Source organism: Actinoplanes sp. HUAS TT8 (assembly GCF_051380535.1).
In the GTDB taxonomy this organism is placed as follows: Bacteria; Actinomycetota; Actinomycetes; order Mycobacteriales; family Micromonosporaceae; genus Actinoplanes.
In genome coordinates, this window is sequence record NZ_CP195646.1 from 5,414,961 (window position 1) to 5,423,624 (window position 8,664).

The following is an 8,664-nucleotide window of genomic DNA, read 5'->3' on the forward strand; positions in this document are numbered from 1 at the left end:
GGGCGGCGACGCGACGTTGTCGTGCCGGGAACCGGTTCAGGGTTGCACGCGCAGGCTGACCGGGCCGAGGGCGTCGAACTCGGCCACGAACTCGTCGCCCGCTGCCAGCGGGACGGCGGCGTGCAGCGCGCCGGTCATGACGAGGTGGCCGGCTTCGAGGGTTACGCCTTGGGCGCCCAGGGTGTTGGCGAGCCAGGCCACCACCGCCGCCGGGTCGCCCAGGGCGTCCGAGCCCTTTCCGGCGGCGATCCACTCGTCGCCGCGGCGGAAGCGCATGGTGATGCCGGCCAGGTCCAGGCCGGCCGCCGGCACCGGCCGGTCGCTGATCACCACGGCGCCGGCGGAGGCGAGGTCGGCGATGGTGTCGGCCAGGCGGATCCGCCAGTTCTGGATGCGCGAGTCGACGATCTCGATGCTGGCGTGTACCTCGGCGACGCTCGCGCGGGCCTGCTCGACGGTGATGCCCGGTCCGGTGAGGTCGGTGCCGAGCCGGCAGGCGATCTCCGCCTCGACGCGGGGCGCGATGAATGCCCCGAGGGAGAGGGCGGCACCGCAGTGGTGGACCGTCGAGGCCAGGACGGGACCGTAGTCCGGGGAGTTCAGGCCGAACATTGCCTGCATCGGCTTGGAGGTGAGGCCGGCTTTGTAGCCGGCCACCCGTTCGCCGTCGGCCTGCAGCAGCGCGAGCAGCTCGCGCTGGATCGCGTAGCCGTCGAGCGCTCCCAGGCCGGGCTGCGTGTCGGTGAAGGGTGTTACGGGCTGTCGCGCGGCGCGTGCTTCGTACAGGGAGCGCGCGAGTGTCCGCGCGGCTCCGTGGGAGAGCTGCCCCAAGCCGGTCTCCTCTGTTCCGGCGGCGCCCGGGCCGGGCGTCCGCGACGGCCGTACCGGCTCGCGGCCGATGCTTTGCGCGACGGCGGAATGCCGATGGCCGCTGGTGGATGGCACGGCCTGTGGCGAAGTCTGCATGACGAATGATGATGGCGCAAGATACGTTTCGGCAATGGCGCACCGGGACGGATCCGGCGCGCGCGACAACCGAACGGAATTGATCATCGGTGATCATGAACAGGACTCCGGTGCCCGTGCGATGCCGGGACCCGGTGTCTGGTGAAGCGCTGCCTTCTGATCGTGTTTTCGCACTTCAAAGCACTTGCTTAGGTGGCCGCACGAGCGCCTGCGACGGTCTTGACGTCCACTGTGTTCCATGTCAATATGGCCCTCGATCACGGATAAAATTGCTGATGTCAACAGCATGCCCGGGGCTTCAGCAAAGAACTGGGGTTGACATCTCCGACCAGGGGTAAAAATCCTCTGCCCGTAACCGACAAACATATTTTGTGCATATCCCGGCGTTCGACAAAGGTGAGCGCCGCGCCATGCCTGATTGCCGTTCCGGACGCCTGAGTGCCATTACCGCAGACCTCACCGCGCACCGTCGCCGCCCCCGGGCCGGCGGCGCGCCGCCGCGTGCGGAGCAGCGCAGTCGTCTCGCAACTGTTCACGACGCGACCACGCCACCGGCGGGACCGCGACTATCACAGGGAGCCCGAGGCACCATGACGAGTGAGTGGACGACCGAGCCCGCCGCCGACCTGGCAGCGGTCGCCGCCCTGCTGGAGATGGCGGAAAACCTGGGGTTGTCCGTCCTGTTGGACAGTGGTGACCCTTTCACCGCCGACGACGCCGCGGCCGCCGCGCGCATCCCGCGGCAGTCAGCCGTGTCGTTCCTGCAGGCGCTCGAGGCGGCAGGCCTGACCGTTGCGGAGGGACCGGAGCAGACGTACACCGGCACGGTGGACCTGCCGGCACTGCGCCACGCGGCCGGTTACGTCAGCTGGGCGATGACCGCGAACCGTCCGTACATCGACAATATTCACGACATCCTCAGCGATCCGGGGCGAGCACCGCAGAAGTACAGCCGGGACGGGCGCCGGGTCGCCGTCTCCTCGCGCTGGATCGGGTCGCAGGGCTTCTACCAGGCGGCGTTCGAGGAGATCGCCGAGGCCAAGCCCGGCCGGATCGTCGATCTGGGTGCCGGGGCGGCCGCCCTGGTGATCCACCTGCTGCAGACACTTCCGGACAGCAGCGGCGTCGCCGTCGACATCAGTGATGCCGCCTGCGCCGAGGCGCTGCGGGCCGGGCGACGAGGCGGCGTCGCCGACCGGCTGAGCGTGGTGAACCGCGCGATCGAGTCGCTGTCCGACGACCCGTCTCCCCTGGCCGGCGCGGATGTCGTCCACGCCGGATTCGTCCTGCACGACGTGGTGGGACGCCCGGAGGTGCTGGACGCCGTCCTGCGCGCGTGCCGAGCCGGTCTGGCTCCGGGTGGCAGGCTGGTGATCAGCGACGCGGTGCCCTACTCGACCAGTCCGCGCGAGCGCGCCTTCAGCAGTCTGTTCACCTATCTGCACGCGTCGTCGATGGGGGTCGACCTGCCCCCGCAGGCGCAGTGGGAGCAGGCCTTCCGCCGCGCCGGCTTCACCGACGTGACCTGCCGTCCGATGCGTATGCCGACGAGCAGGTTGTTCGTCGTAGCCGGCTGAGTCCCCGTAGAAAGCAGAGAAGACATGCAGGCAACCACTGCCCCCACCGGCGGCGTACGCCGCGACCCGGGCAAGGCCGGTGTGCGATGAGCCGGCCTCTGCGCGTGGCCGTCATCGGGGCCGGTCTCATCGGCCTCGACCTGGCGATGAAGATCCAGCGGTCGGCGCAGCTGGAGTGTGGGCTCGTCACGGCCCGTAACGAGGACGCGCCCGGGCTGCGGGCGGCGCGAGAACTGGGCTGCGGCGTGTCCGCCGACGGTGTCGCCGCGGTGGTGGCCGCCGCCGACCCGTACGACATCGTGTTCGACGCCAGCAACGCCACGGCGCACCCCGCGCACTGGCAAGCTCTCGAACCACTGGGCTGCCTGGTCGTCGACCTGACACCCAGCGGGGTGGGTCGCACCATGGTGCCGGCCGTCAGCGGCAACGTGCTTCCGGTGCAGGGCAACCTCAACCTGGTCAGCTGCGGTGGCCAGGCCTGTGTGCCCATTCTGCACGCGTTGTCGTCGCGCTATCGCCCGTCCTACGTCGAGGTGGTCACGACCGCCGCGAACCTGTCCGTCGGCCGGGCCACCCGGCTCAATCTGGACGAGTATCTGGCCACCACCCGCGAGGCGGTACGCGCCGGTACCGGGGCATCGGCGGTCAAGACGATCCTGAATCTGAGCCCGGCCCGTCCGCCCGCGACCTTTCGCGTCGCGATGAACTTCCAGGCCGAGGATCTGGATCAGCGTGTGGTCGACGACCTGGTCGAGGATGCGGCGGACCGGGTCCGCGCGTTCGTGCCGGGATACCGCGTCCGCGCGTGCACCGTCGCCGACGGGGTCGCGTTCGTCGCGGTCGAGGTGGAGGCGTCCGGTGACCGCATCCCGCGGTACGCCGGGAACCTCGACATCATCAACTCGGCGGCCGTCCTGGTGGCCGAGCAGTACGCACGTCAGCGGGCTTCCCTTTGCGGTACGGAGGTGACACGGTGATGGCCGAGGCAGCCGGCGACCGGCCCACGGTGCAGATCTACGATCCGACGCTGCGCGACGGGCATCACGCGGTACGGCACAACCTCGGCGAGGCGCAGTTGCGTGCCTACGCGGCGGCGGCCGACCGTGCGCGGGTGCCGATGGTCGAAGTAGGCCACGGCAACGGCCTGGGCGCGTCGTCGCTGCAGGTGGGCCGCGCCCGGTTGGCCGACGACGTCATGCTGAGCGCGGTCCGCGCCGAGCTGCGGCACAGTCGGATGGGTGCCTTCATGCTGCCGGGCTGGGGCACCGCCGACGATCTGCGCATGGCCATCGACCACGGCGTCGACGTCGTCCGGATCGGGGCGCACTGCACCGAGAGCGATGTGACGGAACGACACCTCGGCTTCCTGCGCGATGCCGGCGTCGAGGCACACGGCACGCTGCTGATGAGCCACATGGGCACGCCCGAGCTGCTGAGCCGGGCCTGCAAGCAGATGGTCGGCTACGGAGCACAGGCGGTGGGCATCTTCGACTCGGCCGGCCACTTCCTGCCGGAGGGCGTCACCGAGCGGATCGCGGCCATCCGCGACGCGGTCGACGTTCCGATCATCTTCCACGGTCACAACAACCTCGGCTCGGCGGTGGCCAACTCCGTCGCGGCGGTGCGGGCCGGCGCCACGATCATCGACGGCTGCGCCCGGGGTTTCGGCGCCGGGGCGGGCAACACGCAGCTCGAAGTACTGGTGCCGGTCCTGGAGCGACTCGGGTACGCCACCGGCATCGATCTCTACCGGTTGCTCGACGCGGCCGACCTGGCCGAGCGGGAGCTGATGCCGGCACCGCCGACGATCAGCTCGGAGAGCATCGTCAGCGGGCTGGCGGGGGTCTTCTCCGGATTCCGCAACCGTGTCCTCGACGTGGCCGCGCGGGAGCGGGTCGACCCGCGTGACATCTTCTTCGAGCTGGGGCGGCGGCAAGCCGTGGCCGGTCAGGAGGACCTGATCGTCGACGTGGCCAAGTCGCTGCGCACCGCGGCCGTGTGAGGCCTCGATGACGTGGGAACTTCTCAAGCAGGTCCTCGTGCACGACCTGCAGCTGCAGGATGATGCTCTGGTGCCGGCGGCCGGCCTCGGGGACGTCGGTCTGGACTCGCTGGCCGCCGTCGAGCTGGCCGAGTCGCTTCACAGCAGGTTCGGCATCCGGGTCGCCGACTACGAGATCCTCGACAGTGCGAGTCTCGCCGATCTCGCCGAGCTGATCACGGCGCGGAGCACAGCGTGACCGGGCCCTGGCTGCGGCCCGTGCTCACCGAGCTGCCGCAGTACACCCCGGCGCCGGGGCTCTACTCCGGCGCCGCGCCCATCCCGTTGTCGGCCAACGAGTCCTTGCACGAGCCGCTCGCGGGCATCGGCCGGGCGATCGCGGCGGCCGCCGGCGCCGTCAACCGTTATCCCGACCCGGGGTGTGTGCGGCTGACGGAGGCGATCGCCCGCGCCCGGGGCGTCGATACCGGCACCGTCATGGTCGGCGCCGGGTCGGTCGCGCTGCTGCAGGCGCTTTTCCACGCGATCGCCGAGCCCGGTGCGCAGGTGATCCACGGGTGGCCGTCGTTCGAGCTCTATCCCAGCTTGGCGGCGCTGGCCGGGGTCACCGGTGTCCGCGTGGCGCTGCGCGACGGGGCGTTCGATCTGCCCGCGATCGCCGCCCGGATCACCGCCCGTACCCGGATGGTGCTGTTGTGCAGTCCCAACAATCCGACCGGGGGCGTGATCAGCGCGGATGCTCTGCGCGCGTTCCTGGCCCAGGTGCCGTCGCGCTGCCTGGTCGTGCTCGACGAGGCGTACCACGAATACGTGCGGGACCCGGCGGCCTGCGACGGTGTGCGGTTGCTGTCCCAGCACCCCCAGCTCGTCGTGCTGCGCACCTTCTCCAAGGCGTACGGGCTGGCCGGGCTGCGGGTCGGCTATCTGCTCGGCGCGCCGGGCGTGGTGTCGCTGCTGCGCAAGGCACTCACCGTCTACGCGGTCAGCACTGTTGCCCAGGCAGCCGCTGTCGCCGCCCTCGGTCTGCAGGACCAGCTGCTGGACCGGGTCGCGCAGACGGTCGGCGAGCGCGAGCGCACCCGTGACGGGTTGCTGGCGGCGGGCTATCCGGTGCCCGGCAGCCAGGCCAATTTCCTCTGGCTGCCGCTGAAGGATCGGGCCGCCGACTTCGGTCAGTGGTGCCGGCACCGGTCGATCGCGGTGCGCGTCTTCCCCGGGGAAGGGGTTCGCGTCACCGTCGGGAGTCCGAGTGACAACGACGCACTGCTGTCGGCGGCGGCGCACTGGCGACAGGCGGTGGAATGAGATCCCCGATGACCTACGGCGAGCACGTCTGGATGCCCGACGCCAGCTCGTTGTCGCGGCGTGTGGTGGTGACGCCCGGCATGTCCGGCGGCGGCTCCCTGCTGTTCGGCCGTATCGGCGACTGGACCTGGGATGCGGTGAGCGCTGCCTGCAGCACCGATGTGCATGCCGCCCGCAACCATGACGGTGAGCCCGCGTATCTGTCGTTCTACTACTACCGGATCCGGGGCGGAACCGTCGTGCAGCCGCACGGCCTGGGGTTCGGCGACCGGTTGCAGGTCAGCTCGCGGGTCTTCGACATGGGCAGCCGTTCGGCGCTGACCCTGCACCGGCTGGCCCCGGCCGGGCTGGACCTGCCCGATCTGCCGTTGGAGGCAGCCGAGTTCCACGAGCATCCGCATGCCGCCTGTCTGTACGCCGAGACGTTCAACCGCTGGGTCTCGCGGACCCGGTCGGGCAGCAACAGGAGCCTGGCCGAGGTCTCGCCGCCCGACTTCGCCCACGAGCATCTGCCACGTCTGGCCAACGAGCATTCCCCGCGCACTCTCGTGGGCCGGGCCCGGCAGACGGGGACGTTTCATCCGGGTGGGCCGGCCGGCTACCGGCCCGGGGGATCCCCGTTGACCCGCACGTACGCGTTGGACCCGGTGCGTGACCTCAACGGCGCAGGTCTGCTGTATTTCGCCGCGTTCTTCTCCATCTTCGACACCGGGCTCCTGGCGCTGTGGCGGGCGGCGGGACGCGACGATGCCGCTTTCCTGCAGCGGCGCATCGCCGACCAGCGCATCGGATTCTTCGGTAACGCCGACATCGGCACGGTGTTCACGATCACCGCGCAGCGCTGGCTGCCGTGTGCTGCGGGACGCGGCGAGATCGCCGACCTGCAACTGCGGGAGTCCGGCAGCGACCGGCTCGTCTCGGTCGCCAGCATCGAGCTCGCACCCGCGCCGTAGCGCTCGGCGTGCGGATCCATGGTCACCACGGGGATGAGGTCAACGATGGAACATGTCGTTCTGCTCGACGAGGACGGCCGGTCGATCGGCCGCCGCGACAAGACGAGCGTGCACACCGACAGCACGCCGCTGCACCTGGCTTTCTCCTGCTACGTCTTCGACACCGCGGGACGGTTCCTCGTCACGCGCCGGGCGGCCGGTAAGAACACCTGGCCGGCGATCTGGACCAACAGCGTCTGCGGGCACCCCGCGCACGGCGAGCGGCTGGTCGAGGCCGTGCGCCGACGGGCGGGTTTCGAGCTGGGTCTGCCTCTTGACGACGTACGCCTGGTGCTCCCGCGTTTTCGTTACCGGGCGGAACTGCTCGGCATCGTGGAGAACGAGATGTGCCCCGTCCTGCGGGCCACGACCAGCCACGAACCGGCACCCAACCCCGACGAGGTGGACGCCTGCCGCTGGGTCGCGTGGCCCGCGTTCGTGGCCGAGGCGAGGGCCGGGACGAGCGGGCTGTCCCCCTGGGCGCGGCTGCAGGTCGAGCTGCTCGACGCGCTGGGACCGGACCCGGCGGGCTGGCCGGCGGCGGACCCGGCCGAGCTGCCGCCCGCCGCCCGCTGGTAAGTGGCGGCCGCGCCGGTGCCCGGCCGGTGACGGCTTGCGGTCAGTCGGGTGCCTGGCTGCCGGCCGTCAGATGTTCCTGCTGGCTCACGCCCAGCGGCGGTGGGTTCATGTCGTGCATCTCGGGGGACAGGTACACCTTCACCCGTGGGCGGACGCGGCCCGGCTGCCAGGAGAGGTAGTTGTGGATTCCGGTACCCGAGCGCAGGTCGCGGTTGGCCACGCCGGCGAGCACGTTGTCGTAGCGGCGCCGGGCCCGGGGATCCCCGGCCAGTGCACGGTGTACCCGTAGCCGGACCTGCTCGTCGTCGTCGGCATAGGTCCACAACGGTACGTACAGGGTGGCCGCCGGCCGTTCGTGTGTCTGCGCGTCGAGCAGCGACAGGCAGGTCACCGCGGGCTGGTCGGAGAACTGCAGCCGGCCGTCGAGCAGGCAACGGCAGAAGGCGCTCACCTCCCCTGGCTCGAAACCCGGATAGGCCTTGAGTACCGCCACGACCTCCTCCACGTCCGCGGTGAAGTGCCGGAAGTAGACCTTCACCCGCGCCGCGGCGTCGTCGGTCAGATCCAGCGAGAGCAGCAGCGGCACGTCGTGCCCGCTGCGCTGGGCGTGTGCCTGCACCGCCGGCCACAGGTGGCCCTCCCCCATTGCCTCCAGCGCGGCGCGCAGCACGTCGAAGGCCCGATCCGGGCCGGCGACGTCGAGGTAGAACCAGACCTTGAAGCGTGTGGCGCCGTCCGGGCTCACCTCGGCGCCGTACATGGCGACGTGCGGGCCCTGCGCGTCGTCGGGCAGCAGCAGGTCGGCGACGGCCGACCAGCGTCCGGCGCCGGCGCCGTAGCGCTCGGCGAGGACCCGCATCACCGTGCGGGCCGCCGTGCTGTCGTTGGCCGGGCGGCAGGGCAGCAGCGGCTCCATCGCGAACTGCACGGCGGGCCGGCGCCCGCCGAGCTCCACCGCCACTTCGAGGGGTGAGCCGTCCGGCGACACGTCCGACAGGGGCAGCTCGTCCAGCCGGGCGGCCCCCCAGTGCTCGGTCATGGCGCGGAACGTGCCGGTGAGCCGCGCTGCCGCGGCGCCCAGTCCCACCGATCGAGCTGTTCTGTCCATCGTCGTGGCGCAGGCAAGCCGGACCGCTGCCGGATCCTCGGTCACTCGTTCCTCCTTCGTCGCCGGGCGTCGCGCGAAACTGCCGGCGGGCAGCCACGCCGGCCGGTGGGGCGGGCACACCGCAGGCCGGCGGTG

Annotated in this window: 9 protein-coding genes; 7 read left to right on the forward strand and 2 right to left on the reverse strand. The window is 70.9% G+C overall.

Translation table 11 applies throughout. From position 1 onward, the window contains the following. Positions 1-36 precede the first annotated feature (36 nt). Positions 37-831 carry a 2-keto-4-pentenoate hydratase gene (locus ACSHV8_RS24175; RefSeq protein ID WP_436536039.1) on the reverse strand — a complete coding sequence of 265 codons (795 nt, stop codon included), beginning with the start codon at positions 829-831 and terminating at the stop codon, positions 37-39. Positions 832-1,556: 725 nt separating this feature from the next. Between ACSHV8_RS24175 and ACSHV8_RS24180 the strand changes: the two genes are divergently transcribed. From ACSHV8_RS24180 to idi, 7 genes are all read left to right on the forward strand, one after another. Continuing rightward, positions 1,557-2,543, forward strand: coding sequence for a class I SAM-dependent methyltransferase (locus tag ACSHV8_RS24180; RefSeq protein WP_436536040.1), 987 nt, complete (start codon positions 1,557-1,559; stop codon positions 2,541-2,543). 86 nt (positions 2,544-2,629) lie between these two features. Further along, positions 2,630-3,520 (forward strand): acetylating acetaldehyde dehydrogenase, encoded by an 891-nt coding sequence (locus tag ACSHV8_RS24185; protein WP_436536041.1) that lies wholly within the window; start codon positions 2,630-2,632, stop codon positions 3,518-3,520. Further along, complete coding sequence (gene dmpG, locus ACSHV8_RS24190; protein ID WP_436536042.1) at positions 3,520-4,545, forward strand: 4-hydroxy-2-oxovalerate aldolase; 1,026 nt, start codon at positions 3,520-3,522, stop codon at positions 4,543-4,545. The genes ACSHV8_RS24185 and dmpG overlap by 1 nt, the downstream gene beginning before the upstream one ends. Positions 4,546-4,552: 7 nt before the next feature. Then, positions 4,553-4,783 (forward strand): acyl carrier protein, encoded by a 231-nt coding sequence (locus ACSHV8_RS24195; RefSeq protein ID WP_436536043.1) that lies wholly within the window; start codon positions 4,553-4,555, stop codon positions 4,781-4,783. Continuing rightward, complete coding sequence (locus tag ACSHV8_RS24200; protein ID WP_436536044.1) at positions 4,780-5,850, forward strand: histidinol-phosphate transaminase; 1,071 nt, start codon at positions 4,780-4,782, stop codon at positions 5,848-5,850. The genes ACSHV8_RS24195 and ACSHV8_RS24200 overlap by 4 nt, the downstream gene beginning before the upstream one ends. A gap of 8 nt (positions 5,851-5,858) precedes the next feature. Next, positions 5,859-6,803 carry an LnmK family bifunctional acyltransferase/decarboxylase gene (locus ACSHV8_RS24205; RefSeq protein ID WP_436536045.1) on the forward strand — a complete coding sequence of 315 codons (945 nt, stop codon included), beginning with the start codon at positions 5,859-5,861 and terminating at the stop codon, positions 6,801-6,803. 45 nt (positions 6,804-6,848) lie between these two features. Further along, on the forward strand, positions 6,849-7,421 hold the full coding sequence (gene idi / locus ACSHV8_RS24210; protein ID WP_436536046.1) for an isopentenyl-diphosphate Delta-isomerase: 573 nt from the start codon (positions 6,849-6,851) through the stop codon (positions 7,419-7,421). Positions 7,422-7,461: 40 nt separating this feature from the next. Here the strand turns inward: idi and ACSHV8_RS24215 are convergent, their stop codons facing one another. Then, a complete protein-coding gene (locus ACSHV8_RS24215; protein ID WP_436536047.1) occupies positions 7,462-8,574 on the reverse strand; it encodes a tryptophan dimethylallyltransferase family protein in 1,113 nt (370 codons plus the stop codon). Positions 8,575-8,664: the final 90 nt, after the last annotated feature.

Excerpts from the sequence above, each read along its gene's own strand:
- ACSHV8_RS24205 (WP_436536045.1), top strand. The coding sequence starts at position 5,859 with ATGACCTACGGCGAGCACGTCTGGATGCCCGACGCCAGCTCGTTGTCG.
- dmpG (WP_436536042.1), top strand. The coding sequence starts at position 3,520 with ATGGCCGAGGCAGCCGGCGACCGGCCCACGGTGCAGATCTACGATCCG.
- ACSHV8_RS24180 (WP_436536040.1), top strand. The coding sequence starts at position 1,557 with ATGACGAGTGAGTGGACGACCGAGCCCGCCGCCGACCTGGCAGCGGTC.
- ACSHV8_RS24185 (WP_436536041.1), top strand. The coding sequence starts at position 2,630 with ATGAGCCGGCCTCTGCGCGTGGCCGTCATCGGGGCCGGTCTCATCGGC.
- ACSHV8_RS24195 (WP_436536043.1), top strand. The coding sequence starts at position 4,553 with ATGACGTGGGAACTTCTCAAGCAGGTCCTCGTGCACGACCTGCAGCTG.
- idi (WP_436536046.1), top strand. The coding sequence starts at position 6,849 with ATGGAACATGTCGTTCTGCTCGACGAGGACGGCCGGTCGATCGGCCGC.